This is a genomic window from Streptomyces sp. NPDC058295, from assembly GCF_042880655.1.
GTDB classification, from domain to species: domain Bacteria; phylum Actinomycetota; class Actinomycetes; order Streptomycetales; family Streptomycetaceae; genus Streptomyces; species Streptomyces coriariae.
In genome coordinates this window covers 50,488-76,901 of the sequence record NZ_JBHVYO010000024.1, presented here as the reverse complement: position 1 = coordinate 76,901, position 26,414 = coordinate 50,488, and the positions used below count along the sequence as shown (strand labels likewise).

Here is a 26,414-nt window from a genome sequence, read left to right as displayed (position 1 = left end):
CGACACGAGGTGGCCCCGCAGGCGTGAGGGCAGGGGATGACGGGCGTCGCGGAGGGTGGCGGCCAAGGCCCGGAGAGTGGCGGCCAAGTCCCGGAGGCGGGCCGGCCGTTGCTGCTCGGGGTACGCCACCACGGGCCGGGGTCGGCGCGGGCGGTACGGGCGGCGCTGGACGCCGCCCGGCCCCGGACCGTGCTGGTCGAGGGGCCGCCCGAGGCCGACACGCTGATCCCGCTCGCCGCCGACGAGGACATGCGGCCGCCGGTCGCGCTGCTTGCCCACGCCGTCGACGAACCCGGCCGTTCGGCCTTCTGGCCGATGGCCGAGTTCTCCCCGGAATGGGTCGCCCTCCGCTGGGCCCTGGAGCACGGCGTCCCCGCCCGCTTCATCGACCTCCCGGCCACCCACACGCTGGCCTGGGAGAAGGAGGAGCCGGAGAAGGGGCCGCGTCCCGAGGGACAGCACCAGGGCGAGAGCGGGAACGGCAACGGGGACGGGGACAGGGACAGGGACGGGGACGGGGGTGCGAGCGGGGACGACGTGCCCGGTGCCGCCTGGGAGGGGGTGCGGGGGGACCCGCTCGGGCGGCTCGCCGCGGTAGCCGGATACGACGATCCCGAGCGGTGGTGGGAGGACGTCGTCGAGCACCGGTCGACGGGGGCGAAGGACCCGTTCGCGCCGTTCGCCGCGATCGAGGAGGCCATGGGGGCGCTGAGGGAGACGTGCGCGACCGAAGCGGGGCAGCGCGGCGACGGCCGGGATCTCGTGCGGGAGGCGTACATGCGCATCCAAGTGCGGGCGGTACAGAAGGAGTTCGGGTCGGACGGGGTGGCCGTGGTGTGCGGGGCGTGGCATGTGCCCGCACTGCGCCGGAGGGTCCCCGTCGCCGCCGACCGGGCGCTGCTCAAGGGGTTGCCCAAGGTCAGGGCCGACCTGACCTGGGTGCCGTGGACCCACCGCAGACTGGCCCGGGCCGGGGGGTACGGGGCGGGTATCGACTCGCCGGGCTGGTACGCCCACCTGTTCGGTGCGCCGGACCGGCCGGTCGAGCGCTGGCTGACGAAGGTGGCGGTGCTGCTCCGTGCGGAGGACCGGATGGTGTCCTCGGCACATGTCATCGAGGCGGTCCGGCTGGCCGAGACGCTCGCGGCGCTGCGCGGCCGGCCGCTGCCCGGTCTGAGCGAGACGTCCGACGCCGTGCGCGCGGTGCTGTGCGAGGGCTCGGACGTTCCGTTGGCGCTGGTGCGCGACCGGCTGGTGGTCGGGGACGTCCTGGGTGAGGTGCCGGCCGGTGCGCCCGCCGTGCCGTTGCAGCGGGACCTCGACCGGCTTCAGCGCCGGCTGCGGCTCAAACCGGAGGCCGACGCACGCGAGTTGGCGCTCGACCTGCGCAAGGACAACGACGCCGAGCGCAGCAGGCTCCTGCACCGGCTGCGGCTGCTGCGGGTCGACTGGGGCGATCCGGCCGCCTCGCCCGGCAGCACGGGAACGTTCCGGGAGGCGTGGCGGCTGCGGTGGGAGCCGGAGCTGTCGGTGCGGACCGCCGAGGCCGGGGTGTGGGGGACGACCGTGCTCGCCGCGGCCACCGCCAAGGCGGAAGCGGACGCCGCCGCCGCGCGGGGCCTCGCCGAGGTGACCGGGCTCGCCGAGCGGTGCCTCCTGGCCGGGTTGCCGGACGCGCTTCCGACGGTGATGCGGGTCCTCGCCGACCGGGCGGCACTCGACACGGACGTCGGCCATCTCGCCCAGGCCCTGCCCGCGTTGGTGCGTTCGCTCCGCTACGGCGACGTACGGGGCACCGACACCCGAGCCCTGGCCGAGGTGGCCGCCGGCCTCGCCGAACGGGTCTTCGTCGGCCTCCCCCCGGCCTGCGTCTCGCTGGACGCCGACGCGGCGGACGAGATGCGGCGCCAGGTGGACGCGGTGCACGGAGCGGTGGGGATGCTGGAGGAGACGTCGACGCCCCCGGGACGGGCCGACTCACCGGCGGGGGCATCGCCAGGCGCACCGACCGGGGCCCCGACCGGCAGACCGACCGGCACGGCGGCCGGCACACGGACCGGCACATCGGCCGACACACGGACCGGCACGGCGGCCGGGGCAGCGGGGGGCCGCTCCGAGGTCGTGGAGACGGACGGGGGCGGGCGGCTGCCGGATGTCTCACGGGGAGCCGGCCGGGAACTCGGCGGTGGGCCACGCCCGGCTCACGGGGGGCTGCGGGGGCGCTGGCGGGGTGTGTTGCGGGTGCTCTCCGGGCGGGACACCGTGCCCGGGGTGATCCGGGGGCGGGCCGTGCGGCTGCTGCTGGACGAGGGGGAGTTGGACCAGGACGAGGCCGCGCGGCTCATGGGGCTCGCCCTGTCACCGGGGACACCGCCGTCGGACGCGGCCGCCTGGATCGAGGGGTTCGTCGGAGGCGGTTCCGGGGGCGGGCTGCTCCTCATGCACGACGAACGGCTGCTCGGGCTGGTCGACGGATGGCTCACTGCGGTGCCGGGGGACGCGTTCACGGACGTACTGCCGTTGCTGCGGCGGACGTTCTCGGCGTACGAACCGGGGGTGCGCAGAACGCTCGGCGAGCTGGTCCGGCGCGGCCCGGGGCAGCGGGGCAGCGGGCCGGGCACGGACTCCGGGACACCGGGGTTCGCGGCCGGACTCGACGAGGGACGCGCGGACGCCGTCCTGCCGGTGGTGCGGCTGCTGCTGGGGCTGGTACCAGGGCCGGGGCCGGAACCGGGGACAGGGCCGGGGCCGGGGCCGGCCGACGACGACGAGCTTGCGGAGGTGGGCACATGACGACGACCGACGCGGCGACGACCGAGGCCGGACAGGAGCGGCTGCGGCGCTGGCGGCTGGTGCTCGGGGGCGACACGGCGGACGGCACCAGTCACGCGCTCTCCGGGCGGGACGCCGAGATGGACGGGGCGCTCACCGCGCTCTACGGAAAGGAGAGCGGGGCGCGGACGGGGCAGGACCGCTCGGCGGGGCTCGGGGCCTCGGCGCCGTCGGTGGCCCGCTGGCTCGGGGACATCCGCACGTACTTCCCCTCCTCCGTCGTACAGGTCATGCAGCGCGACGCCATCGACCGGCTAGGACTGTCCGCGCTGCTGCTGGAACCGGAGATGCTGGAGGCGGTGGAGGCCGACGTGCACCTCGTGGGCACGCTGCTCTCGCTGCACAAGGCGATGCCGGAGACGACGAAGGAGACGGCACGGGCCGTGGTCCGCAAGGTTGTCGAGGACCTGGAGAAGCGGCTCGCCACCCGCACCCGGGCCGCGCTCACCGGCGCCCTCGACCGCGGCACGCGCGTCCACCGCCCGCGCCATCACGACATCGACTGGAACCGCACGATCGCCGTCAACCTCAAGCACTACCTGCCCGAGTACGGGACGGTCGTGCCGGAGCGACTCGTCGGGTACGGGCGGGCGTCGCGGTCCGTGAAGAAGGAGGTGATCCTCTGCATCGACCAGTCGGGTTCGATGGCGTCGTCGGTCGTGTACGCGTCGGTCTTCGGGGCGGTACTGGCGTCCATGCGCTCGATCAGCACCCGGCTCGTCGTCTTCGACACCGCGGTCGCCGATCTCACCGACCTGCTCGACGACCCGGTGGACGTCCTGTTCGGCACCCGGCTCGGCGGCGGTACGGACATCAACCGCGCGCTCGCGTACTGCCAAACGCAGATCACCCGGCCCGCCGAGACGGTGGTGGTGCTCATCAGCGACCTGTACGAGGGAGGCATACGGGACGAGATGCTCAAGCGCGTCGCGGCGATGAAGGCGTCCGGCGTGCAGTTCGTCGCACTGCTCGCGCTGTCGGACGAAGGGACGCCCGCCTACGACCGGGAGCACGCGACGGCACTCGCGGCGCTGGGCGCACCGGCGTTCGCCTGCACGCCCGATCTCTTCCCGGAGGTGATGGCGGCGGCGATCGAGAAGCGCCCGCTGCCCGTGCCGGACACCGCCTGACGCGACGCGGGACGCACATGTAAGGATCGGGGGCACGTAGCCGCCGCACGGGAGGAACCTCCCCCTTGACCTGGCCCACCGCCCTGCCTGGTGCCGCTCTGCGGATCCTGCGCGTCCTGCGCGGCGCGGCCGGGCGGCGCGTGGTGCAACTGGCGCTCCTGGTGGGCGGGTTGTTCGCGCTCGGGTTTCTCTGCGGGGAACAGGCCCACGCGGCGGAGGGTCTGTCCACGCCGCCCGTCTCCTCCTCGCCGAAGCTGCCGATCGCGTCGGACCTCCCCGTGCTCCCCGACCTTCCCAGGCTCCCTGACCCTCCCAAGCTCCCCGACGTCTCCGACCTGCCCGACCTCCCGAGTCTTCCCGTCCTCCCAGCCCTCCCTGCCCTCCCCGACGTCTCCGACCTCCCCGCTCTCCCCGATCTTCCGGCTCTTCCGTCGGTTCCGGTGCGGACGCTTCCGGTGCCGGTCGTGGAGGTGCCCGCGCAGGGCTCCGCGGCGACCCCGTCGCCGGGCGGGCAAAGGCAAGAGCGAGGGCAAGAGCAAGGACGGGCGCACGGACTCGGCGATCGGAAGGCCGTCGACGTGGTGGCGGTGGCGGTGACCGTGACAGCGGCGGACACGGATACGCATGCGGGTACGGGTTCGGGTAGGGCGGTGTACGGCCCGGTGGGTGCCAGCGTCGGCGGTTCGGTCGACGTGGGTCACCGCGTCGCGTCCGCCCCCGCCGGTCAAGCTCCTGCTCACGCTCCCGGGCCGGTGCGCCGTGGGCCCGCCGGTGGCAGCGACGGTGTGCTGGGCGGTGGTGCGTCGGTGCTCGACGGAGGCGCGTTCCGGCACGGCGACACCCATGCCGTCACACCGCGTCACCGGGTGCCGCTGCGGCTGGTGCCCGGCAGTGCCGTGCGCTCCGAGGGGGCCGGTACACGGGACAGGCACCGGAACATCCCGGCCTTCCCCGGTTAGGGGCAGTCGCCCCTAACCGCACCCCTCCCTCGCGCCTTCTCCCCGGCCGACGATCCTTTTGGCATGCGGGGCTGCGCGCGGGTCGCGCGGGTCGCGCGGGAAAACCACGTTCTTCGGCAGCGCGTCATGCGTCTGACCGGTTGACTCCGTGAGGCGGCAGGCCCCCGGACGGCCGAAAGCCACCGGTTCGTCCGACCGAAACCTCACGGGTGGGGTCGAGTGTTCCTCATTGGGGTGAGGATCGACCGACCTGAGCCCTCAAAGGGGCTGTTCAGGGGGCCTCGCCGGGTCAACCCCAACCCGGTGAGGCCCTTCCCGTCTCCCCCCGAGCTCCTCACACCCGGCACCGGGTGCCAGTGATCCCGGCATCATGTGACAGGTATCACCGCTCAGGTGTGACCCTCGATTTAGGGGCCTCCTGCAAGCAGCGATAACCTGCGAGACGGACATGCCGCGCGCTCGGACACCGTGTGCGCCTCCCTTGTGACTGACAGACCGGTTGACGTCACGTTGCCCTCGCGGCACGCCCACGCAGACAACGAACCGCGAGATCACTGATAGGGACGGAAGCGCGTGGACCTGTTCGAGTACCAGGCGAGGGACCTCTTCGCCAAGCACGATGTACCGGTGCTGGCCGGTGAAGTCATCGACACGCCTGAGGCGGCCCGCGCAGCCACGGAGCGTCTCGGTGGCAAGTCCGTCGTCAAGGCCCAGGTGAAGGTCGGCGGGCGTGGCAAGGCCGGCGGCGTGAAGCTCGCCGCCTCCGCCGACGAGGCCGTGGAGCACGCGACCAACATCCTCGGCATGGACATCAAGGGCCACACGGTCCACAAGGTGATGATCGCCGAGACGGCCCCGGAGATCCTGGAGGAGTACTACGTCTCCTTCCTCCTCGACCGTGCCAACCGCACCTTCCTCTCCATCGCGTCCGTCGAGGGCGGCATGGAGATCGAGGAGGTGGCGGAGACCCGCCCCGAGGCCGTCGCCAAGACGCCGATCGACGCCAACGAGGGTGTGACCCCCGAGAAGGCCCGCGAGATCGTCGAGGCCGCGAACTTCCCGGCCGAGGTCGCCGACAAGGTCGCCAACGTCCTCGTGACGCTGTGGAAGACCTTCATCGAGGAGGACGCCCTCCTCGTCGAGGTCAACCCGCTGGCGAAGGTCGCCTCCGGCGACGTCATCGCCCTCGACGGCAAGGTCTCGCTGGACGAGAACGCCGAGTTCCGTCAGCCGGGACACGCGGAGTTCGTCGACCACGCGTCGGCCAACCCGCTCGAGGCCGCCGCGAAGGCGAAGAACCTCAACTACGTCAAGCTCGACGGCGAGGTCGGCATCATCGGCAACGGCGCGGGTCTCGTCATGAGCACCCTGGACGTCGTCGCGTACGCCGGTGAGGCGCACGGTGGGGTCAAGCCCGCCAACTTCCTCGACATCGGTGGCGGCGCCTCCGCCGCCGTCATGGCGAACGGCCTGGAGATCATCCTCGGCGACCCGGACGTCAAGTCCGTCTTCGTCAACGTCTTCGGTGGCATCACCGCCTGTGACGAGGTCGCCAACGGCATCGTCCAGGCGCTTCAGCTGCTCGCGGACAAGGGTGAGGAAGTCACCAAGCCGCTGGTCGTGCGTCTCGACGGCAACAACGCCGAGCTGGGTCGCAAGATCCTCTCCGACGCCAACCACCCGCTGGTCCAGCGTGTGGACACCATGGACGGCGCGGCCGACAAGGCCGCCGAGCTCGCGGCTGCGAAGTAAGGGAAGAGGGACAGAACAGCCATGGCTATCTTCCTGAACAAGGACAGCAAGGTCATCGTCCAGGGCATGACCGGTGCCACGGGCATGAAGCACACCAAGCTCATGCTGGCGGACGGCACCAACATCGTCGGTGGCGTGAACCCCCGCAAGGCGGGCACGTCCGTCGACATCGACGGCACCGAGATCCCGGTCTTCGGCACGGTCGCCGAGGCGATCGAGAAGACGGGCGCCAACGTGTCCGTCCTCTTCGTGCCGCCGGCCTTCGCGAAGGCCGCCGTCGTCGAGGCGATCGACGCGGAGATTCCGCTGGCCGTCGTCATCACCGAGGGCATCGCCGTCCACGACTCGGCCGCGTTCTACGCGTACGCCGTGTCCCAGGGCGACAAGACCCGGATCATCGGCCCGAACTGCCCCGGTCTCATCACCCCGGGCCAGTCGAACGCCGGCATCATCCCGGGCGACATCACGAAGCCGGGCCGTATCGGTCTGGTCTCGAAGTCCGGCACGCTGACCTACCAGATGATGTACGAGCTGCGTGACATCGGCTTCTCGTCCGCCGTCGGCATCGGTGGCGACCCGATCATCGGTACGACGCACATCGACGCGCTCGCCGCGTTCGAGGCCGACCCCGACACCGACCTGATCGTCATGATCGGTGAGATCGGCGGCGACGCCGAGGAGCGGGCCGCGGCCTTCATCAAGGACAACGTGAAGAAGCCGGTCGTCGGCTACGTCGCGGGCTTCACCGCGCCCGAGGGCAAGACCATGGGCCACGCCGGCGCCATCGTCTCCGGCTCCTCCGGCACTGCCCAGGCGAAGAAGGAGGCCCTCGAGGCCGCCGGCGTCAAGGTCGGCAAGACGCCGACCGAGACGGCGAAGCTGGCCCGCGAGATCCTCGCGGCCGGCTGAGTTCCAGGCCGGGTTCCGGTGGGCCCGTTCCCCTTGGGGGAGCGGGCCCACCGGCGTTTCCGGGTCGCGGGGCCCGCGGCCGGGCCCGGGTTCATTCGGCCAGCGGGAGCAGCCGTTGCGGGCCGTGCTGGATCCCGGACCTCAGCTTGGCGCGCAGGTTCAGTTCCGCGTCCGAGAGCGGGCCGGGGGCCGATCGAGGGGGGACGCCCTGCACGGTCTCACCGGGGGGTACCGCGGGCTCGTAGCGGGCGGGGGCCGTACGTACCGTCAGTGCGGTCGCGCCGATGATCGCGATCGTGAACGCGATCGCCGCCCTGGTCCAGAAACGGGCTCGCTGTTCGCCGCCCGCCCGCACGGTGGTCGGCCCGGCCGCGCGCAGCCGTTCGGCGGACGCCACCTCGGCCAGCCGCCGGTGCAGTGCCGAGGGGCTCGCCAGCTCGGGCAGCCGGGCGGCCACCGCCTCACGGGCGTGCAGCAGCCGGTTCGCCGCCGCGGGGGTGCTCGCCTCCGTCTCCGCCGCCGTCTCCGGGAGGTCGAGGCCGAGACCGTCGTAGAGGAGGAGCGTGCGGCGGTAGGGCGCGGGAAGGGCCAGCAGGACGTCCAGCAGCGCGCGGTCGGCGGCGTCGGACGGAGGCGGCTCCGGGTGGCGGTAGCGGGGGCGGAACCGGTGCCAGGGGGAGAGCGCGTACTCGTACGCCGTGGCCCGCACCCAGCCCGCCGGGTCCCGGTCCACGGCCACCTCGGGCCAGCGCTGCCAGGCCAGTTGGAACGCCCGCTCGACCGATTCGCGCGCGAGTTCGCGGCGGCCGGAGAGCAGGTATGCCTGCCGTACGAGGGCGGGGGCGCAGAAGGCGTAGAGGGCGTCGAAGGCCTGAGCGGGCGTCAGGGTGGCCCCGGTGTCCGGGCCTCCAGGGACTTCGGGGACTCCAGAGGATTCGGGGGCTCCGGGGACTTCAGGGGTTCCGGGGGCTCCGGCGGCTCCGGGGATTTCCAGGGTCTCGGGGTGCTGAGGGTCGCCGTTCAGGCACACCGTCACCTGGGGTGGGCGCGCTGCCTCCTGGGTGTTCGTCACCATGTCCGCCTTGGTCAGCGATGCCAGCAGTTTCGCGTACGCCTCCCGCCTGCGGCCGCGCGGTGTCGTGCGGCCGGACTCCCACGCGCGCACCGTCTCCCGGGCGACGCCCACCCGCTCGGCAACCTGATCAGGTGTCAGCGAGGCCGCCTCGCGCAGGTGTCGGCGCAGCTTGGGAGGGGGGAGTGGGGCAGGGCTCTGTGTCACAGGAGAACCCTTCGCACGAAAATGTACATAAACATATATTGAGCGACACAACGGTACTTCGCCTGTTACGACGGGAAAGCGCGTGTCGTTGGGAGCATGACGGGCGTGACCCAGATGACCGCTCGCCGACTGTCGTTGTCGCCCCTGCTCAGCCGGATGCGTGACCGATCTTCCGGGCTGGCCGCCGGCCTCCTGGGCGGTGCGCTCGCGGCCGGGCTCGGACTCGGTTCGTTCGCCGTGCTCGTGATGGTGCTGTGGATCAGCTCGCCGTATCCCGACAGCGGGCCGGACGGCGCGCTGCATGTCGCCGCCGCCCTGTGGCTGCTGGCCCACGGCGCGGAACTGGTCCGCGTCGACACGCTGTCCGGGGTCCCGGCGCCGGTCGGCGTCACCCCGCTGCTGCTGCTCGCGTTGCCGGCGTGGCTGGTGCGCCGTGCCGCGAGGGACGCGGTGGACGGGGGTGGCGGTCACGACGGGGGCGCGGTACTCGTGAGTGCCCGTACGGCGTGGGCGGGTGTCGTGCTCGGCTACCTCGCCGTCGGGACGGGCGTCGCCTGCTACGCCGCCACCGGTGGCGCGCTGCGGCCCTCGTGGGCGTGGACGGTGGTGTGCGTGCCGGCGGTCGCGGCGCTGGCCGCCGGGGCGGGGGTGTGGTCGGCCTACGGCTGTCCCCGCGGGCCTGTCGACAGCGCGCTGCTGGTACTGCCCCGCGGTGTGCGGCGGCTGCTGCTCGAGGCGGACGGGAGGGAGCGGCTCGGGGTCGCCGGGCGGGCGGCGGGGGCCGGGGCGGCGGTGCTCTTCGGGGGCGGGGCGGCGCTGGTGGCGGTGTCCTCGGTGTGGCACCTGGGCGCGGCCCGGGAGGCGTTTCTCCAGCTGACGGAGGGCTGGTCGGGGCGGTTCGCGGTGCTGTTGCTGTGCGTGGCGCTGGTTCCGAACGCGGCGGTGTGGGGGGCGGCGTACGCCCTCGGGCCGGGGTACGTCCTCGGCGCCGGACATGCGGTGGCGCCGTTGTCCTCCGACCCGGCGTCCTTGCTGCCGCAGTTCCCGCTGCTGGCGGCGGTGCCGGAGGCGGGGGGCGGGACGCCGTGGAACTGGGCGGTGGGGGTGGTGCCGGTGGTCGCCGGAGTGACGGTGGGGGTGTTCGTGGCGCGGGGGGCGGGGGCCGGCGGCGCCTGGTCGCGCCGGCGGACCGCGGGAGGTGTGGTGCTGGCGGGGGTGTTGTGCGGGGTGCTGATGGGAGGGCTCGCGGGGTTGGCCGGTGGGCCGTTGGGGGTTTCCGCGTTGGCACGGTTCGGGCCGGTGTGGTGGCAGGTGGGGGCTGCGGTGGTGTTGTGGACCATGGGGGTGGGGGTGCCGGTGGCTTTGGTGGTGCGAGGGTGGCGGCGCTGGAGGGCGGCGAGGGCGGGGAAGGACGGTACTGCGGGTACTGCCGGTACTGCCGGTATTGCGGGTACCGCGGGTTCTGCTGCCGCCGGCTTGGAGGTGGGGTCCGAGCTGTACGACTTCTCGCCGGTGGGGCACGGCGATGCGGTGGCGCGGGGCGGTTCGGTGGCGCGGGACGGTGCGGTGGTGCTGGGCGGCCCTGCCGAAACCGGCGCGTCCGTGCAGGCCATGCCGTCCGTGCCGACCGGGCGGGACACGCCGACTGTGCCGGCCGTGCCGCCCGTGGCGGTTGCGCCCGCGCCTGTCGAGCTGGTGGACCCCATCGGCCCTCTGGACGCCAGGGAACCCTGGGACTCGATGCATCCCCGGGATCCGATGCCCGCCCGGGACCCGATGCACCCCCGGGACGTCATCGACCCCCTGGACCCGAGTGACCCCGTGGGTTACGTGGAGCCGGTGTGGCATGGGGATGTGGCTCGGGAGGCTCGGTGGGCGGCGTTGCGGGAGGCGGGGGAGGACGAGGGTGTGGACGGTTCGGAGAGGAGTGAGGGGGGTGGGGTGGGGCGGTGACCGTCCAGAGGGTTTTTTCGCCCCCGCCGCCACTTCCCTTCCCGTCCCTGGGGGCTGCCGCCCCGGACCCCCGCTTCGGCCCCGAAAGGGCCTCGTCCTCAAACGCCGGACGGGCTGACGGCTCGCCGGGACGGGCGGAACGTCACGCGTTGGCGCCCAGGATGTTCTTCAGCTCCTTGGGGAGCAGGTCGTCGCAGGACTGTTTGGCCTCGTTGGTGAGGGCGTCGTTCGTGCAGGTGTAGTAGTCGCTGTAGACCAGTTGCGCGGTGAAGCTCGCGGCGACCAGGGCCAGGGCCACCGAGGCGGTGACCAGGCCGCTGACGGCGGCGGTCTTCTGGGGGCGGCCGGTGGTCTCCGGGGTGGGCGGGGCGTCGGGGTCGGGGGTGCGGGGCTTGGCGCGCAGGGCGCTGATTCCCCAGTTCAGGGCCAGCGCGCCGAGCAGCAGGGCCACGTACGGCCAGCCGAAGAGCGCGAAGAAGAAGGCCCACATCCCGCAGAGCAGGGCGTAGCGCGCGTGGCGCTGGGCGGGGTCGGTGGGGTCCCAGCGCTTGGCGGGGTCGGTGCCGGGGCCGCCGCCCTCGGGGGTGCCGCCGGGGCGCTCGCCGAAGCCGCCGGGTGAGCGGCCGGGCTGCCGGTCGCTCCACTGGCCGCCCCACGGGGTGCGGTCGCCCTCGGGGGCGCCGCCCGCCGGGCGCCGGGGCTGCCAGGGCCGGTCCGGGGAGCCCTCGGGGGGCGGGGCGAAGGGGTTGTCGTCCTCGGGGGGCGGGTTGTCGCCCGAGTTGTCGCCCGAGGGGGCGTCGGGGGGAGAGGTTGGGCGCTCTCGCAGCAGCACGGCGCCGCGCTCCCCTCCCTGCCGTGACTGCGGGGGGAGCGTGAGGAGTCGCAGACTGCGGTCCGGCATCAAGTGGGCGTCTTCCCCTAGTGATCGGCTAGTGATCGGCTTTGGCTGACAATGAACTGGTTTGGGCTGGTACTGCCTAGCTGGGCCGTCACTTGCAGAACGCACCGCGTCGCCACCGCGTTCCCGAGCCCGCTCGCCCCTGACGCTACCTTCCGGCCACGCCCCCGTCCCGTGGGGGCCGTCCGGTGTGCCGGTATCGTTGCTGACGGTCGGCCGCTTCGTAGACTTCCCCGTATCCCGGGGCGCGAAGCATTCGTACGAATGTATAAACCGGCCGCGCAAACGCTTCCCCAAGAAAGGGCCCCAACGTGGCCGCCAAGCCCGTGGCCAAGCGCCTCGTCGTGCTGGTCTCCGGATCCGGTACGAACCTCCAGGCTCTCCTCGACGCCATCGCGGCCACCGGCGTCGATGTCTACGGCGCCGAGATCGTGGCCGTCGGAGCCGACCGGGAGGGTGTCGAGGGGCTCGCCCGGGCCGAGCGTGCCGGGATCCCCACCTTCGTGCGGAAGGTCAAGGACTTCGGGAGCCGCCAGGAGTGGGACGCCGCGCTCGCCGAGGCGGTGGCCGCCCACGAGCCGGACCTCGTCGTCTCCGCCGGGTTCATGAAGATCGTGGGGAAGGAATTCCTGGGGCGGTTCGGGGGGCGCTTCGTCAACACGCACCCGGCCCTGCTGCCCAGCTTTCCCGGGGCCCACGGCGTACGGGACGCGCTCGCGTACGGCGCCCGGGTCACCGGCTGCACCGTCCACTTCGTCGACGACGGCGTCGACACCGGACCGATCATCGCCCAGGGCGTGGTCGAGATCCGGGACGAGGACGACGAGAGCGCTCTGCACGAGCGCATCAAGGAAGTCGAGCGAAGGCTGCTCGTCGAGGTCGTGGGGCGGCTCGCCCGCAACGGCTATCGCATTGAGGGACGAAAGGTAGTTATCCAGTGACCGCCGACAGCACTGTCACGGCAGAGAGCAGCAAGCGGGGCATCCGTCGCGCGCTCGTCAGCGTCTACGACAAGACCGGGCTCGAGGAGCTGGCCCGCGGGCTGCACGAGGCCGGTGTCGAGCTTGTCTCCACCGGTTCCACCGCCTCCCGTATCGCCGCCGCCGGCGTCCCCGTCACCAAGGTCGAGGAGCTCACCGGCTTCCCCGAGTGCCTGGACGGCCGGGTCAAGACCCTGCACCCCAAGGTGCACGCCGGCATCCTCGCCGACCTGCGACTCGACAGCCACCGGCAGCAGCTGGACGAGCTGGGCGTCGCGCCGTTCGACCTCGTCGTCGTGAACCTCTACCCCTTCCGGGAGACCGTCGCCTCGGGCGCCTCCGAGGACGAGTGCGTCGAGCAGATCGACATCGGCGGGCCGTCCATGGTGCGCGCCGCCGCGAAGAACCACCCGTCGGTGGCCGTGGTCACCAGTCCGGCGCGGTACGCCGACGTCCTCTCGGCCGTGCAGTCCGGCGGCTTCGACCTGGCCGCCCGCAAGCGGCTCGCCGCCGAGGCCTTCCAGCACACCGCCGCCTACGACGTGGCGGTCGCCTCCTGGTTCGCGTCCTCCTACGCGCCCGTGGACGAGTCGCGCTTCCCCGACTTCCTCGGCGCCACCTGGGAGCGCAAGAGCACCCTGCGCTACGGCGAGAACCCGCACCAGCCCGCCGCGCTCTACGTGGACGGCAGCGGTGGCGGTCTCGCCGAGGCCGAGCAGCTGCACGGCAAGGAGATGTCGTACAACAACTACACGGACACGGACGCCGCGCACCGTGCCGCGTACGACCACGCCGAGCCGGCCGTCGCGATCATCAAGCACGCCAACCCGTGCGGGATCGCCGTCGGCGCGGACGTCGCCGAGGCGCACCGCAAGGCGCACGCCTGTGACCCGCTGTCGGCCTTCGGTGGCGTGATCGCCGTCAACCGGCCGGTCAGCAAGGAGCTGGCGGAGCAGGTCGCCGAGATCTTCACCGAGGTCATCGTCGCGCCCGACTACGAGGAGGGGGCGCTCGAGGCCCTCACCAAGAAGAAGAACATCCGGGTGCTCAGGGCGCCGCAGGGCCCCGCGGGCGCCGTCGAGCTCAAGCCCGTCGGCGGCGGCGCGCTGCTCCAGGTCACCGACCGGCTCCAGGCCGACGGCGACGACCCGGCGAACTGGACCCTGGCGAACGGCGAGGCGCTCGGCGCGTCCGAGCTCGCCGAGCTGGCGTTCGCCTGGCGGGCCTGCCGGGCCGTCAAGTCCAACGCCATCCTGCTCGCCAAGGACGGCGCCTCGGTCGGCGTCGGCATGGGGCAGGTCAACCGCGTCGACTCGGCGAAGCTGGCCGTCGAGCGGGCCGGTGAGGAGCGGGCACGCGGCTCGTACGCCGCCTCCGACGCGTTCTTCCCCTTCCCCGACGGGCTGGAGGTCCTGGTCGAGGCGGGCGTCAAGGCCGTGGTGCAGCCCGGTGGTTCGGTCCGTGACGAGCTGGTCGTCGAGGCCGCGAAGAAGGCGGGCGTGACGATGTACTTCACGGGGACGCGCCACTTCTTCCACTGATCTTCCCTGATCGACGCCGCGGCCCCGGTCGCCTCTCCTGGAGCCAGGAGGGGGACCGGGGCCGACGTGCGTTCATCCGCGGCGCAGCGCGTGCGTCAGTGCGTGTGTCAGTGCGTGCGGATCACGATCGAGCTGCACACCTTGTCGGCGAACGTCTGCTTCTTGGCGTCCCAGGCCGGCCACAGCCAGCCCAGGTAGCACGCCAGGCTGTCCAGGAAGTGGGCCAGGCGGCGGACGAAAGCCATGCCGACACCGAGCGGCTGCCCGTCGATCTCCCGCACCAGGCGGATGCCCAGTGCCTTCTTGCCGACGGTCTGGCCGGTGCGGCCCTCCTGGATCAGCTGCCAGATCGCGAGGCCGAGCAGGGCGGCGGCGCCGATCGCCATCAGTGCCGGAGTGTCCTTGCCGATGATGACGAGGGCGTAGGGCACCGCGAACACCAGCATGTCGACCAGGGTGCCCAGGAACCGCTGGCCCCAGTTCGCGTACGGCGGCTGACCGCCGTAGCCGGGCTGCTGCGGGTAGCCGTAACCCTGCTGCGGATAACCGGGCTGCTGCGGGTAGCCGGGCTGCTGGGGGTAGCCGGGCTGCTGCGGCTGGCCGTACCCCTGCGGGGGGACGCCCTGCGGCGCCTGCTGGCCGTAACCGGGCTGGCCCTGCTGGGGGTAGCCGTAACCGGGCTGCCCCTGCTGGGGGTTCTGCGGCTGACCGTAGGGGTCGTTGGGCGGGCCGAAGCTCATGGCGATTTTCCTCCGTTGCACAAGCGGGGACGACGCGGAGTGCGCGGAGGAACATCTTCAGATGAGCGGTTTGCCCCCCAACACCGACCGCATACTGCGGAGCCCCATCGTTCTTGGACAGGTGTGCTCCTGTCCAGCCGCATTCCGCAGGCTTTGTGCAAGTGCAACCTTCCCGATCATGGCCGAAACGGCACCGGGCGGACCCGTCGAGGGGGGTGGCCGGAGCCGGGTCAGCCGGTGCCCGGGTTCATCCGGATTGGAACCGGGGGCCCGTCATCCGGGAGGATGGGTCCATGACCGCCCAGATTCTCGATGGCAAGGCCACCGCAGCCGCGATCAAGTCCGATCTGACCGCCCGGGTGGCGGCGCTCAGGGAGAAGGGCGTGACGCCCGGACTCGGCACGATCCTCGTCGGCACCGACCCCGGCAGCCAGAAATACGTCGCCGGCAAGCACCGTGACTGCGCCGAGGTCGGCATCGCCTCCATCCAGCGCGAGCTGCCCGGCACGGCCACCCAGGAGGAGATCGAGGCGGTCGTCCGCGAGCTGAACGACGACCCCGCCTGCACCGGCTACATCGTCCAGCTCCCGCTGCCCAAGGGCATCGACGAGAACCGGATCCTGGAACTCATGGACCCGGCCAAGGACGCCGACGGCCTGCACCCGATGAACCTCGGCCGGCTGGTGCTCAACGAGCCCGCCCCGCTGCCCTGCACCCCCAACGGCGTGCTCACGCTGCTGCGCCGGTACGGCGTCGAGATCAAGGGCGCCGAGGTCGTGGTCGTCGGCCGCGGTGTCACCATCGGCCGCTCGATGCCGCTGCTGCTGACGCGGCGCAGCGAGAACGCGACGGTCACCCAGTGCCACACCGGCACCCGGGATCTGTCGGCGCATCTCAAGGGGGCCGACATCATCGTCGCCGCGGCCGGTTCCGCGCACCTGATCCGGGCCGAGGACGTCAAGCCGGGCGCGGCCGTGCTGGACGTCGGCGTCTCCCGCAACGCGGAGGGGAAGATCGTGGGCGATGTCCACCCGGACGTCCGTGAGGTGGCCGGCTGGGTCTCCCCGAACCCCGGTGGCGTGGGCCCGATGACCCGCGCCCAGCTGCTCGTCAACGTGGTGGAGGCGGCGGAGCGCAGTGTCGGCTGACGGAACGACCGGCAAGGCCGGAAACATCGACGCGACCGACAGCACCGACAGCGCCGGTGTCACCGACGGCGGCGGCGCCGAGGGCATCGACGACATCGAGGTGCGGGACCCGGTCAGCGCGCCCGACGCCGACGGGGTGCCGCGTCGCACCACCCGCCGCTTCCCGCTGTTCACGCGGGACACCGCGCGCCCCGAGGGCGGCGGCCGGGCCGCGCCCGGTGACGCGCTGGCCGCCCGGCAGTGGCCGATCATCGTCGTCCTGGGCATCGTCGCGCTCGGTCTGCTGGTGACCGCGCTCGACGTGTTCCGGATCGGCACGATCCTGATCGGCGTCGGGCTGCTGGTCGGCGCGGTGCTGCGCTGGCTGCTGCCCGGGGTCGGCATGCTCGCCGTGCGCTCCCGTTTCACCGACATCGTGACGTACACCGTGCTGGGCACCGCGATCGTCCTGCTGTCGCTGATGGCGCAGCCCGATCCGTGGCTGCAGATCCCCTTCCTGAAGGACACCCTGCACTTCACGGTCAGCAGCTGAGCCGAACCGAGCCCGGTACGGCGCGACACGTCGGCGGCCCGTCCCCATCCCCCGAGGAGGACGGGCCGCCGACGTGTTCCACGTTCCACCCTCCTGAACTGCCTGTTCAACAGTCGGCGGGTCGCTGTGGCACGGAAGTGACCGTTCCGCCACGGTGTGCGCGCCCCGCCACAGCCGCCCGCCCCGGGAACCGTCCGGCCGTCCCGCGTCGTCCCCCCAACGGATCGAAGGGGAGGTGGGCGGGATGGGCGCCTGGCAGCCGCTGCCGGACGGGCTGCCGTCGGAAGTACGGCACTTCGTGGAGCAGTTGCGGCAGCTCAAGGACGGTACGGGCCTCAGCCTGGCCTCGCTCGGCGCGCGCACCGCGTACAGCAAGTCCTCCTGGCAGCGCTATCTCAACGCCGTCCAGCCGCCGCCCCGGCAGGCCGTCGCCGCGCTGTGCCGGGTGGCGGGGCTGGCCGGCGCGGACGCCGAACGGCACGTCGTGCGCTGGGAGCTGGCCGTCGAGGTCTGGCCGCGGCCGGCGCCGGCGAACCCGGCCGAGGAGTACCGCGACGACCCGACGATCCCCTGGTGGGACCGGCCGGAGGAGCCCGCTCCCGAGGCCTCGCCCCGGCCCGCCGGACGCCTGCTGTTGTATGCGGCCCTGCTGCTGCTGGTCCTGCTGTGCACCGCCGTCGGGGGAGCGGTCGTCTTCGGCTGATGTGCGTTCGTCGTGCGGATGTGCGCTCGTCGTGTCGATACGTTGACAGTTCGGGTATGTATCCCGAATCGTCTGGTCATCGGGTCTAACGTGACCAGTGGGGGACTTGGCGGAGGGAGGGGGTTCGATGGCTCGCTGGAGGGCTCTGCCCGGTGAACTCGACCCGCAGGTGAGGGAGTTCGTCGAGCAGTTGCGGCGGGTCGTGGACCGCACGGGACTGAGTGTCGCGGCGGTGGCCGACCGTACGGGCTACGGCAAGACGTCCTGGGAGCGGTATCTCAGCGGCCGGTTGCTCGCCCCGAAGGGCGCGATCGTCGCGCTGGCCGAGGTCACCGGCACGCCTCCCATCCATCTCACCACCATGTGGGAACTGGCCGAGCGGGCCTGGAGCCGCTCGGAGACGCGGCACGACCGGACCATGGAGGCCGTCCGGATCTCCCAGGCGCGGGCCGCGCTGGGGGAGTTCGGGCCGGCGCCCGATGTGCGCGAGAGCGATGTGGGCCGGATCGCGGTGACCCCGGGCGTCGCGGGACCGGCGGGCGTGTCACCGACGATGCCGCGCTCGCGGGACGCGCACGGTTCGGCCGTCGGCGCCCCGGGTGGTGCCGGCCCGGGTTCCGGCCCGGGTGGTGCCGGCCCGCGGCGCATGACGCTGTTCCTCGCCGGCGTCGTGGGGGTGGTGACGATCGTCGTGGGCGCGTTCCTGCTGACCGACGGAGGGGGCCCGAAGCAGGCGGTGGGCACCACCGGGTCGCCGTCGCCCGCCTCGGCCGCGCCGAGCACCGCCCTGCCCTCCGGGGTGTTGTGCGGTGGCTCCGACTGCGCGGGCCGGGACGCGGAGGAGATGGGGTGCAGCGGCGACCTCGCGGCGACGGCGAAGACCGCGACGGTCGGGACGACCCTGGTCGAGGTCCGTTACAGCAGGACGTGCGGGGCGGCCTGGGGCCGGATCACCCAGGCCGCGCAGGGCGACGGGGTGCGGGTGACCGTGGGACCGGTGCGGCAGACCGGCGCCGTCACGGTGGCCGGCGACACGATCGCGTACACCCCGATGGTGGCGGTGAAGAGCGCGTCGGACGCGACGGCGTGCGCGGTGCTGGCGTCGGGACAGCAGGGGTGTACGCCCTGAGACGGCCGCACGCCGGGCCCGGCGCTGGGCCGAACGGGTGAGGTGGGCGGCGTCGGCGGAACCTGGCGCAAAAAAGTCGGAGCGGGCAGGAATACGCGCCTCCGCCCCGGGCAGGCGAACCGTACCCCCACGGGAGTCCGGCGCGACCCGGTACCCCCACCACGGCGGCCGCTCGGTTTCCACCTCTCCCGGACCGGCGGTCGCCGCTTTCCGTACGGCCGGGGCCGCTGCCCAGGGACCGCCGGGGGCCGCTTTGTCGGACAGTCGGGATCACTCTGTGGGACGGGCCACACAACCCCGGCCGCCCGGGATCCCGGCGGCGCGATAGCCTGACCGCTGGTTGGATCTCTTGATACCAAGAGATCGATCATTTGTACGTCCCACCAGGGGCAGGGACGCCCCACCGACAGCTGTCATACGGAGAACGCCATGACCCGCACTCCCGTGAACGTCACCGTCACCGGCGCGGCCGGCCAGATCGGTTACGCCCTGCTCTTCCGCATCGCCTCCGGCCAGCTGCTCGGCGCGGACGTGCCGGTCAAGCTGCGCCTGCTGGAGATCACTCCCGCGCTGAAGGCCGCCGAGGGCACCGCCATGGAGCTCGACGACTGCGCGTTCCCGCTGCTCCAGGGCATCGACATCACCGACGACCCGAACGTCGCCTTCGACGGCGCCAACGTCGCCCTCCTCGTCGGCGCCCGCCCGCGCACCAAGGGCATGGAGCGCGGCGACCTGCTCTCCGCCAACGGCGGCATCTTCAAGCCGCAGGGCAAGGCCATCAACGACCACGCCGCGGACGACATCAAGGTCCTGGTCGTCGGCAACCCGGCCAACACCAACGCCCTGATCGCCCAGGCCGCCGCCCCGGACGTACCGGCCGAGCGCTTCACCGCGATGACCCGCCTCGACCACAACCGCGCGCTGACCCAGCTCGCGAAGAAGACGGGCTCGACGGTCGCCGACATCAAGCGGCTGACCATCTGGGGCAACCACTCGGCGACCCAGTACCCGGACATCTTCCACGCCACGATCGCCGGCAAGAACGCCGCCGAGACCGTGAACGACGAGAAGTGGCTGGCCGAGGACTTCATCCCGACCGTCGCCAAGCGCGGCGCGGCCATCATCGAGGCGCGTGGCGCGTCCTCCGCCGCCTCCGCCGCCAACGCGGCCATCGACCACGTGTACACCTGGGTCAACGGCACGGCGGACGGCGACTGGGCCTCCATGGGCATCCCGTCGGACGGCTCCTACGGCGTCCCGGAGGGCCTCATCTCCTCCTTCCCGGTCACCACCAAGGACGGCTCGTACGAGATCGTCCAGGGCCTGGACATCAACGAGTTCTCCCGTGCCCGCATCGACGCGTCGGTGCAGGAGCTGGCGGAGGAGCGCGAGGCGGTCCGCGCGCTCGGCCTCATCTGAGTCCTGCCGGCCGGTCCCTGACCACTGCCGACTGTTCCTGATCCCCGGGTGGCTGCTCCAGCTGCCCGGGGATCAGCGCGTTCCGGGGTCCGTGACGAGTTCCGCCAGCTTCAGGTACGCCCGGGTGGTCGCCGGACGCAGTCGGCCGAGGCCGTCGAAGCCGGAGTTGCGCAGCGCCGGGTCGAACGGGACGCGGACGACGCGTTCGGCGTCCACGCCCAGGTGTCGCGGGAAGCCGGCGGGCAGCCGGCGGCTGGTGTTCCCCGGGCCGCCGACCACCACGACGACGTCCCTCATCAGGACCCGCGACCGGTCCGCGGGCAGTCCGCGGAGCATGCGTCTCGCGTCGGCGAGGGAGGCGTCGGACGCGGTGCAACACACAACCAGCTGGTCCGTCAGATCCAGGACCGCTTCGGCGGGTCGGCCCGAGCGCGCCGGCAGGCAGCTGGTGAGCACGAACGCGTAGTGGGGATCGGCGACCGTCAGCACCCGGGCGTACTCCTGCGCGTGTGCGGGATTGAGGTCGGCCCGGGCGCCGTACCCGGCGATCTCCAGACCGGAGTCCAGACGCGTGGTGAGGGCCCGGATCCCCGCGTACGGGGTGTCGGGCGGCAGCAGCGCGATGTCCCGCGTCGTGGCCGTCACCGGACCCCTCAGATAGATGTCCAGGGCCCGTTCGGTGGGCGGTCCGTCGAGGGCGAGGACGGGCGCGCCGCGCACGGTGGCCAGCAGGGAGCCGAGAACCACCGTCGTGACGGTCCGCCCGGTGCCCGCGTGGGCGCCGAGCACGGTCAGCCGCCTGCCCTGGTCCAGCGGGACCCGCAGCCGCTCCAGGATCGCCTCGCTGTCCCGGCGGGCGGCGCCGAAGCGGGGCAGCCGCAGCGGGCTCACCGTCTCGGCCCGCACGGTCCCGGCGGGCGGCGGGCGCAGCGGCACCCGGGGGGCGAGGCGGATCGGCACCCGGGACGGCGAGGAGTCCCGCACCGCGCGCGCCAGGCTGATGTACCGGGCGAGGACGTCCGCGATCTCACCCGCCGCCGGGCGCGTGGCGGGGATCGGGTCGAAGCAGCGCAGGACCAGCAGGCGCAGGCTCTCCCAGCCGTCGCCCTGCCACAGGTGCATGCCGTCCGGCAGGCCCGGGGTGTTCACCCCGACCCTGCTGCTGATCAGCTGGAGCAACTCGCCCAGCGAGCGCATGTTGTCCTTGACGGTGGGGGCCGAGCCGGTGCCCTCGTAGCGACCGTCCACCACGCAGTCCGACAGGTTGCCGAGCACCACCGTGCGCCGCAGCACGAACACCCCGTCGGCGCTCAGGTCGGAGAGCACGAGCCCGTTGAGATGGCACACGCTCAGCGCGCTCGACAGATGCCAGCCGACGAGGAGTCCGGTCAGCAGGTCGAAGGGGGCGCTGCCGTCCTCGGCGGCCACGGTCAGCAGTTCGGCGAGGCGTGGCGGCTGCTGTCGGAGGGAGCCCTCGTCGGCGATCGGGGCCATCGCCAGCCACGGGGGGCTGTCGTCCAGACCGGTGCCGAGGAGCTTGGGGGCGTACTGGCCGCCCAGCCGTTCGAGTACCCGGGCCTCCACCTCGATCAACCGCGCGTTGGCGGCCGGCAGATCGGGCCGGGGGGTGCGTATCACGGCCCAGCGCTGGTGCTCGGCGACACCCCAGTACGCCATCGTGCGGCGTCCGCGCCGCCGCCCTTGCAGCTCGTACGGGCCGATGCGCCGGGGATCGGTGTCCGTCAACTGCCCCCAGTCGTCGCTCAGGTCGGACGGCTGCGCGGGCCGGGACGGTCCCGTCCCGCGGTCACGCCGTACGGTCGACACCCCGAGCCGGGCCAGCAGCCGCCGCTCCACCGAGGTGAACGGCCGCTGGGAGCGCGGGAGTTCGGCCGAGCCGTCCGGATGTGCCAGCCAGGCGGGGAAGTCCGGCGAGTTGCCCGCCAGTTGCTCCAGGCGCCGTCCGATGCTGCGGCTGGTGCCGAGGAGTTCGGCCTGCGGAACGGCGTCCAGCAGCACCGCCTTCGACTCCTCGGTGAAGTCGAAGACCAGGTGCTTGGCGGGCAGCGGTCCGGGCACGGGGGCCGGCGCGGGCCGGACCAGCCCGCCCAGGAACACCTCCGCGAGGTGCGAGGTCGTCGCCGGCCACGGCACCGCCGACTGCACCAGACGCATCACCGGCACCGACAGCGGCGAGACCGCCGCCAGATGCGCCGCCAGCCGGTACGCCTCCGGGGTGGCCGCGTCCCGGAAGTGCTGGGCGCTCTGCAGATCACGGGCGGCGGTCACGGCCGCGTGCCGGGTCGGCCGGGACAGGAGCGGCAGTTCCACGGTGGTGCCGGGCGAGGCGAGCAGCCGCGCCCAGTCGCCGAGCGCCCGGGCCGAGGGCTCCAGGACCGGTACCGGTACGTCGGCGAAGCGGGCCAGATCGGGTGGCAGCACCGGATCGGTGATCCGCCAGGACGTGTTGGCGCCGCCGATGCGCCGGGTCGTCGCCTGCCAGCGCTCGGCGTGGATGCCGGACGCCTCCCACATCTCCGGCGGCAGGGTGTGCAGCAGCGCCACCGGGCCGCGGGCCGCCCACGAGTGCAGCAGCGCGTACAGGGCCCCGTGCCGCCAGGCCCGGCCCATGCCGTCACTGACCACGAGCACCAGGGTGCGGCCCGTGGGGTCGTTGACGGTGGTTGTGGGCACGGGCGTGCTGTCCGGCTGGAAGGGGCGCACGTGCAGCCGGGGTTCGCCCGCGGAGCGGGTGTCCAGGCCGAGGACGCGGGTGGTGGCGAAGGCGCCCAGGCGCTCGAGGAGGACGCGCAGTTCGGCGCCGAGCCGGTGCCACAGCAGCATCGACAGGCCGTCGTCGACGAGCAGGACGAGATGCAGCCAGCGTTCCTGCACCGGCCGCAGCACCACGTCCGGGAGCCGGGTCTCGGCGAGTTCCACGGCCGTGCGCTCCTCGTCGATCTCGCGCCGCCGCCGACTGGCCTGCCGGCGCCGCAACGGCCTGAGCGCGCGGCCCAGCCCGAGCTCGTCGGTGAGGGCCTTGCCCTCCGGTACGCGGACCGGCATCGCCGACCGCGGCTCGGTCTGCCGGACGGGCCGCAGTTCGGGCGGGGCGGGGGCCGGCGGGCGGCGGGCCGACGCGTACAGGGAGGACGAGGTGAGGTCGGGCAGGTCCTCGCCCCGTGGTGGCGGCGCCGACCGCGGCGGGGTCTCACCACCCGCCGGGGCGCTCGGCGGTGGGGGCGGCGGCTCCTCGGCCGGGCGGAGCCCCCGGCCCAGCGGCGCGTCGGGGCCGGCCGGCAGCCGGCGGGCGAGCCAGAGCACGTCGAGGACCTGTTCCGCGTCCAGGTCGTGGCCGCAGGCCCGCAGGACCCGCAGCGCCTCGGCGAGCCCGCTGCCCCCGGACATCTCACATCGACCCGGTGAGCTGGTGCAGCACGGCGTCGAGCAGGCCCTCCGCGTCGAGGTCGACCCCGCCCGCGCGCAGGAATACGGCGTTGAGCAGCTGGTCGGTGGCCAGCTCACCCGGCACGCGCCGCCGCAGGAACGCCTCCAGCAGGTCGTCGGCCGCCCGCAGCGCGTCCTGCCCGAGATGCGCGGCGACGATCCTGCGCAGCCGCTCCTCGTCGGGCACCGGCAGGTCCAGGCGGATGCAGCGGCGCAGGAAGGCGGGCGGGAAGTCGCGCTCGCCGTTGCTGGTGATGACGACGACGGGGAACTCGGCGCACTGGACGCGGCCCTGGTGCACCCGGACCGTGCCGCGATGGTCGGCGGTCTGCACCTCGATGTCGGTGACGTCCTCGGGGAGCCGGGTCAGCTCGGGGATCTCGAAGACCCCCTCCTCGAAGACGGTGAGCAGGTCGTTGGGCAGGTCGACGTCGCCCTTGTCCATCTCGTCGATGAGCAGGGCGCGCGGCACCTGCGACGGCACCAGGGCGGTGCCGAGCGGGCCGAGCCGGACGAACGTGCCGATGGACGGCTCGCGTTCGCCCCGGTCGCGACTGAGGGTCGTCTCGCGCAGCCGTCCGATCGCGTCGTACTGGTACAGCGCCTCCTTCACGGTGGAACGGCTGTTGATGGGCCAGCGCAGCAGCTCGCCCAGCCGCAGCTCGTGCGCGACGGCCCGCGCCAGGGAGGACTTGCCGGTGCCGGCCGGTCCGGTGACCAGAAGCGGGCGGCGCAGGTGCAGCGCGGCGTTGACGACGTCCGCGTGCTTCGGCTCGATGAGGTACGGCAGCTCCTGGCGGCCGGCCCCGGTGGGCCCGAAGCGGCGCCACGGCGGGGCCGCGGGCAGGGCGACGGCACGGGGCACGCCGTCGCCGCGGAACAGACGCCAGTCCGCTTCGGCGGCGGAAGTCATGTGCTCTCCTGGGGTTCGGTCAGGTGCAGCCGGGGCACGGTGCGGTCGGCGTCGGCCCAGGCCAGGACGGGCCGACCGGGATACTCCAGCGGGCGGGCCAGAGTGTTGGCGCGATAGGAGCGCACCCCGTCGGGCAGCTCACGGGTGGCCACCTCCGCCAGGCGCTCCACCACATGGCCGTCGGCGTCCCGGTCGCGGTCCCACACGACGACCGGGACGCCCACCGCGAGGCAGATCTGCACGACGCGGTCCCGCAGGGCCGGGTCGGCGGCGACGGAGACACGGACCGTGTCGAGACGGCCCATCAGTTCGTAGTAGATCTTGTTCGGATCGAGCGTGGCGTCCGAGACGACCAGCGTCGTGCCGGAGTCGAGCCGGCTCCAGCGGCGCCGCCAGTCGGGGAGAAAACGCTCATGTCGGCGCAGAAGTTCCGGACAGTGCACGACCAGCGGGAACTCGACGCCGAGGACGCCGGGCACGATCTGGTCCGGGGTGTGCCCCTCCCACTCGTCGATGGGCAGGTTGAGACCGGTCCGGTCCACCAGCACCTCCACCAGCGGGCGTTGCCCGTCCACCGCGGACGGTCCCAGGCTCTCCACGACCCGCAGCAGCTCGCGGGCCGCCCCGGACGCCGAGTACGACACGGACGTGTCCGTGGACACCTGGCGCGGACCCGCCCCTTCGTCGCACCAGATCCGCAGCCGGTGACGGCCTGGCTCGGCCCCGCTTACCTGTACCAGGACACGGGTGCGGAGGGAGCGGCCGCGCAGCACCCGGCCCCACTCCTGGGCGTCCGAGCGCCGCTCGCCCATCGCGGAGCGCGGGATGCCGAGCCGGGCGGCCACCCCGTCCGACCACAGGCGCACGCCCGCCCGCTGCGCCCCGCAGAGCTCGCCGAAGTACTCCATCGCGCGCAGCAGCGCCGGGACCCGGGGTTCGCCGTCCTCGGCGCGGCCGTCACCGGGCAGGGTCTCCAGGTGGTCGATCAGCGCGTCCAGGGTCCCGCCGCCCGGGAACGCGGCCGCCAGGGGCAGCGCGGCGCGCACCGCCTCGGCGAACCGGCCCACTACCTCGTGGTCGAGGCGGCGCAGCAACTCGTGCAGCCCGTGCAGCTCCCGCGTGGAGAGCAGCCGCGGTACACGGGAGAGCCGGCCCGCCGCCTGGATGCGCTCGACGGCCTCGGGATCGCGGCGGTCACGGCGCAGCAGACCGATCAGGGCGGGCAGCGCCCGCGGCCGGGTCAGGAGGAAGGAGACGAACTCCTCGACCGTGGGCGGGGTGACCTCGCTGCCGGGCGGCACACCGCACTCCCAGGCCAGCCGGCGGGCGATGCCGCCGCGCTCGCTCGCCGTGGGCAGGGCGCTGTCGATCTCCTGCATGAGCACCACGAACGCCGGATCGTCGAGGCCGACGTGCGCCGGCTCCGCGCTCTCCAGGGCCCCCACGGCCCGCAGTTCGGCCTGGACGGTCCGCCAGGAGAAGCCCCAGCTGCGGCGGATCAGGTCCTGGGGGTTGAAGGGCCGGGGCTGCCCTGTGGTGTCGACGGGCGGTACGAAGTAGTGGGCGACGAGCAGGCCGACGACCGCCTCGTCGTGCAGCGACCACAGCGGTCCGCCGCTGAAACCGCGGCTGACCGCCATGCCGGTGGCCTCGCCGTCGAGATAGGCGACGGGCCCACGGTCGGTCTTGACCTTCAGGTCGGCGAACGTGTCCTCGCGGCCGCTGCAGTGCCAGGCGCGCACCGTCTGACCGGCCCGCAGAGCGGCCCGGTGGGCCGGTGCGGGGGCGCGGCCGGGCGGTGCGTCGACCCGCAGCACGGCGAGGTCGCCGCACCACACGTCGGCGCCCACGGGCACCGGGCCGCCGTCGTGGGCGCGCGGCGGAATCCAGTGCGTGACCCGGGCACGGCAGTGCTCCGCGGCGCTCCACTCCCCCCTGAGGACGACATGCAGCTCCTCGGGGCCCGGCGGCCGGGTCTCGAACAGGGATCTGCCGAGGGCGTCGTTCACGACATGGGCGCAGGTGAGCACGAGGTCGTCACCGAGCGGGAGTCCGGCCCCCGACCAGGTGCCGCTGCCCGCTCCGCCTACGGACACCAGGGCCGGTTCCGCACCGTCCCCGTGCCCGTGCCCTTGCCCTGGCATCCCCCC

The 26,414-nt window shown here is 73.2% G+C and carries 19 protein-coding genes; 13 read left to right on the top strand and 6 right to left on the bottom strand.

All coding sequences use genetic code 11. The annotated features are described in order from the left end of the window. Positions 1 to 36: 36 nt before the first annotated feature. The 5 genes from ACFVYS_RS25130 to sucD all read left to right on the top strand — a co-directional run bounded on the left by ACFVYS_RS25130 (position 37) and on the right by sucD (position 7,582). Positions 37 to 2,793: a DUF5682 family protein gene (locus ACFVYS_RS25130; RefSeq protein ID WP_389505400.1), complete on the top strand. Its 2,757-nt coding sequence runs from the start codon at positions 37 to 39 to the stop codon at positions 2,791 to 2,793. Next, positions 2,790 to 3,962 (top strand): vWA domain-containing protein, encoded by a 1,173-nt coding sequence (locus ACFVYS_RS25125; RefSeq protein ID WP_389505399.1) that lies wholly within the window; start codon positions 2,790 to 2,792, stop codon positions 3,960 to 3,962. Before ACFVYS_RS25130 ends, ACFVYS_RS25125 begins: the two co-directional genes overlap by 4 nt. Before the next feature lie 65 nt (positions 3,963 to 4,027). Beyond that, the gene (locus tag ACFVYS_RS25120) at positions 4,028 to 4,921 is read left to right on the top strand and encodes a hypothetical protein (RefSeq protein WP_389505397.1); all 894 of its coding nucleotides are present in this window, start codon (positions 4,028 to 4,030) and stop codon (positions 4,919 to 4,921) included. A gap of 573 nt (positions 4,922 to 5,494) precedes the next feature. Beyond that, the gene (gene sucC / locus ACFVYS_RS25115) at positions 5,495 to 6,673 is read left to right on the top strand and encodes an ADP-forming succinate--CoA ligase subunit beta (protein ID WP_389505395.1); all 1,179 of its coding nucleotides are present in this window, start codon (positions 5,495 to 5,497) and stop codon (positions 6,671 to 6,673) included. Positions 6,674 to 6,694: 21 nt separating this feature from the next. Continuing rightward, positions 6,695 to 7,582, top strand: a complete 888-nt coding sequence (gene sucD / locus ACFVYS_RS25110) for a succinate--CoA ligase subunit alpha (protein WP_389505393.1) — start codon at positions 6,695 to 6,697, stop codon at positions 7,580 to 7,582. Between the two features lie 91 nt (positions 7,583 to 7,673). On the opposite strand, the gene ACFVYS_RS25105 is transcribed toward sucD, so the two are convergent. Then, positions 7,674 to 8,861, bottom strand: a complete 1,188-nt coding sequence (locus tag ACFVYS_RS25105; protein ID WP_389505391.1) for a sigma factor-like helix-turn-helix DNA-binding protein — start codon at positions 8,859 to 8,861, stop codon at positions 7,674 to 7,676. 96 nt (positions 8,862 to 8,957) lie between these two features. Here ACFVYS_RS25105 and ACFVYS_RS25100 point away from each other — a divergent pair, with 96 nt between their 5' ends. Continuing rightward, a complete protein-coding gene (locus tag ACFVYS_RS25100; protein ID WP_389505389.1) occupies positions 8,958 to 10,814 on the top strand; it encodes a DUF6350 family protein in 1,857 nt (618 codons plus the stop codon). Positions 10,815 to 10,956: 142 nt separating this feature from the next. Here ACFVYS_RS25100 and ACFVYS_RS25095 read toward each other — a convergent pair whose 3' ends face one another. After that, complete coding sequence (locus tag ACFVYS_RS25095) at positions 10,957 to 11,715, bottom strand: hypothetical protein (protein WP_389505387.1); 759 nt, start codon at positions 11,713 to 11,715, stop codon at positions 10,957 to 10,959. Between the two features lie 308 nt (positions 11,716 to 12,023). On the opposite strand from ACFVYS_RS25095, the gene purN reads away from it, so the two are divergent. Together purN and purH are read left to right on the top strand one after the other, a co-directional pair. Next, positions 12,024 to 12,653: a phosphoribosylglycinamide formyltransferase gene (gene purN, locus ACFVYS_RS25090; RefSeq protein ID WP_389505385.1), complete on the top strand. Its 630-nt coding sequence runs from the start codon at positions 12,024 to 12,026 to the stop codon at positions 12,651 to 12,653. Further along, positions 12,650 to 14,233: a bifunctional phosphoribosylaminoimidazolecarboxamide formyltransferase/IMP cyclohydrolase gene (purH, locus tag ACFVYS_RS25085; RefSeq protein ID WP_389505383.1), complete on the top strand. Its 1,584-nt coding sequence runs from the start codon at positions 12,650 to 12,652 to the stop codon at positions 14,231 to 14,233. Before purN ends, purH begins: the two co-directional genes overlap by 4 nt. 107 nt (positions 14,234 to 14,340) lie before the next feature. Here purH and ACFVYS_RS25080 read toward each other — a convergent pair whose 3' ends face one another. After that, a complete protein-coding gene (locus ACFVYS_RS25080; protein ID WP_171399011.1) occupies positions 14,341 to 14,973 on the bottom strand; it encodes an RDD family protein in 633 nt (210 codons plus the stop codon). Between the two features lie 293 nt (positions 14,974 to 15,266). On the opposite strand from ACFVYS_RS25080, the gene ACFVYS_RS25075 reads away from it, so the two are divergent. The 5 genes from ACFVYS_RS25075 (at position 15,267) to ACFVYS_RS25055 (ending at position 19,904) form a co-directional block, all read left to right on the top strand. Further along, positions 15,267 to 16,121, top strand: a complete 855-nt coding sequence (locus ACFVYS_RS25075; RefSeq protein WP_142265812.1) for a bifunctional methylenetetrahydrofolate dehydrogenase/methenyltetrahydrofolate cyclohydrolase — start codon at positions 15,267 to 15,269, stop codon at positions 16,119 to 16,121. Further along, the gene (locus tag ACFVYS_RS25070) at positions 16,111 to 16,653 is read left to right on the top strand and encodes a DUF3017 domain-containing protein (protein WP_389505380.1); all 543 of its coding nucleotides are present in this window, start codon (positions 16,111 to 16,113) and stop codon (positions 16,651 to 16,653) included. Before ACFVYS_RS25075 ends, ACFVYS_RS25070 begins: the two co-directional genes overlap by 11 nt. Before the next feature lie 244 nt (positions 16,654 to 16,897). Continuing rightward, positions 16,898 to 17,356 (top strand): helix-turn-helix domain-containing protein, encoded by a 459-nt coding sequence (locus ACFVYS_RS25065; RefSeq protein WP_389505378.1) that lies wholly within the window; start codon positions 16,898 to 16,900, stop codon positions 17,354 to 17,356. 127 nt (positions 17,357 to 17,483) lie between these two features. Further along, positions 17,484 to 18,485 carry a helix-turn-helix domain-containing protein gene (locus tag ACFVYS_RS25060; RefSeq protein ID WP_389505376.1) on the top strand — a complete coding sequence of 334 codons (1,002 nt, stop codon included), beginning with the start codon at positions 17,484 to 17,486 and terminating at the stop codon, positions 18,483 to 18,485. Positions 18,486 to 18,914: 429 nt separating this feature from the next. Next, entirely contained in the window at positions 18,915 to 19,904 is a 990-nt protein-coding gene (locus tag ACFVYS_RS25055; protein ID WP_389505374.1) for a malate dehydrogenase, read from the top strand. Between the two features lie 72 nt (positions 19,905 to 19,976). Here ACFVYS_RS25055 and ACFVYS_RS25050 read toward each other — a convergent pair whose 3' ends face one another. Genes ACFVYS_RS25050 through ACFVYS_RS25040 form a run of 3 tightly spaced genes read right to left on the bottom strand, consistent with a single transcriptional unit; the run spans position 19,977 to position 26,360 of the window. After that, positions 19,977 to 23,312: an SAV_2336 N-terminal domain-related protein gene (locus tag ACFVYS_RS25050; protein ID WP_389505372.1), complete on the bottom strand. Its 3,336-nt coding sequence runs from the start codon at positions 23,310 to 23,312 to the stop codon at positions 19,977 to 19,979. Position 23,313: 1 nt separating this feature from the next. After that, complete coding sequence (locus tag ACFVYS_RS25045) at positions 23,314 to 24,264, bottom strand: AAA family ATPase (protein ID WP_389505370.1); 951 nt, start codon at positions 24,262 to 24,264, stop codon at positions 23,314 to 23,316. Next, positions 24,261 to 26,360, bottom strand: coding sequence for a trypsin-like peptidase domain-containing protein (locus ACFVYS_RS25040; RefSeq protein ID WP_389505368.1), 2,100 nt, complete (start codon positions 26,358 to 26,360; stop codon positions 24,261 to 24,263). The genes ACFVYS_RS25045 and ACFVYS_RS25040 overlap by 4 nt, the downstream gene beginning before the upstream one ends. Positions 26,361 to 26,414 lie beyond the last annotated feature (54 nt).

Excerpts from the sequence above, each read along its gene's own strand:
- ACFVYS_RS25045 (WP_389505370.1), bottom strand. The coding sequence starts at position 24,264 with ATGACTTCCGCCGCCGAAGCGGACTGGCGTCTGTTCCGCGGCGACGGC.
- ACFVYS_RS25100 (WP_389505389.1), top strand. The coding sequence starts at position 8,958 with ATGACGGGCGTGACCCAGATGACCGCTCGCCGACTGTCGTTGTCGCCC.
- ACFVYS_RS25125 (WP_389505399.1), top strand. The coding sequence starts at position 2,790 with ATGACGACGACCGACGCGGCGACGACCGAGGCCGGACAGGAGCGGCTG.
- ACFVYS_RS25050 (WP_389505372.1), bottom strand. The coding sequence starts at position 23,312 with ATGTCCGGGGGCAGCGGGCTCGCCGAGGCGCTGCGGGTCCTGCGGGCC.
- ACFVYS_RS25055 (WP_389505374.1), top strand. The coding sequence starts at position 18,915 with ATGACCCGCACTCCCGTGAACGTCACCGTCACCGGCGCGGCCGGCCAG.
- ACFVYS_RS25080 (WP_171399011.1), bottom strand. The coding sequence starts at position 14,973 with ATGAGCTTCGGCCCGCCCAACGACCCCTACGGTCAGCCGCAGAACCCC.
- ACFVYS_RS25060 (WP_389505376.1), top strand. The coding sequence starts at position 17,484 with ATGGCTCGCTGGAGGGCTCTGCCCGGTGAACTCGACCCGCAGGTGAGG.
- ACFVYS_RS25075 (WP_142265812.1), top strand. The coding sequence starts at position 15,267 with ATGACCGCCCAGATTCTCGATGGCAAGGCCACCGCAGCCGCGATCAAG.
- ACFVYS_RS25095 (WP_389505387.1), bottom strand. The coding sequence starts at position 11,715 with ATGCCGGACCGCAGTCTGCGACTCCTCACGCTCCCCCCGCAGTCACGG.
- ACFVYS_RS25065 (WP_389505378.1), top strand. The coding sequence starts at position 16,898 with ATGGGCGCCTGGCAGCCGCTGCCGGACGGGCTGCCGTCGGAAGTACGG.
- sucD (WP_389505393.1), top strand. The coding sequence starts at position 6,695 with ATGGCTATCTTCCTGAACAAGGACAGCAAGGTCATCGTCCAGGGCATG.
- ACFVYS_RS25130 (WP_389505400.1), top strand. The coding sequence starts at position 37 with ATGACGGGCGTCGCGGAGGGTGGCGGCCAAGGCCCGGAGAGTGGCGGC.